The organism is Erwinia phyllosphaerae, assembly GCF_019132875.1.
Lineage (GTDB): Bacteria > Pseudomonadota > Gammaproteobacteria > Enterobacterales > Enterobacteriaceae > Erwinia > Erwinia phyllosphaerae.
The window spans coordinates 1-548 of sequence record NZ_JAHSPF010000033.1; the positions used below are offsets into that span (position 1 = coordinate 1).

Sequence of the window (548 nt, forward strand, 5' to 3'; positions counted from 1 at the left end):
CGGGAATAGCTCAGTTGGTAGAGCACGACCTTGCCAAGGTCGGGGTCGCGAGTTCGAGTCTCGTTTCCCGCTCCAGAATTTCTCTCATCGTATATGCTTCTTACATCCTCTGTTTTTCTGCATTTTTAGCATCATTCTCACATCCTCTGTTCTTTCTATTCGTACCATCATTCTTACATCTTCTGTTTTCTCTATCCGAACCATCCTTCTTACATCCTCTGTTTTCTCTATTCGTACCATCCTTCTTACATCCTCTGTTTTCTCTATCCGTACCATCCTTCTTACATTCTCTGTTTTCTCTATTCGTACCATCCTTCCTACATTCTCTGTTTTCTCTATTCGTACCATCCTTCCTACATTCTCTGTTTTTCTCTGTTTTAACAGCCTTAAAATCTTTATAAGCTGCTGTGGTGCTGTGGTGCTGTGGTGCTGTTATATTTGACTGCTTGACTGCTTGACTGCTTGACTGCTTGACTGCCTGACTGCCTGACTGCCTGACTGCCTGACTGCCTGACTGCCTGACTGCCTGACTGCCTGACTGCCTGACT

The 548-nt window shown here is 44.9% G+C and carries 1 protein-coding gene; it reads right to left on the reverse strand.

All coding sequences use genetic code 11. The features are described from left to right. Nucleotides 1–100: 100 nt before the first annotated feature. Nucleotides 101–548, reverse strand: a 448-nt coding sequence (locus KUE00_RS21780; protein WP_246762651.1) for a hypothetical protein, incomplete at its 5' end; no start/stop codon positions are given.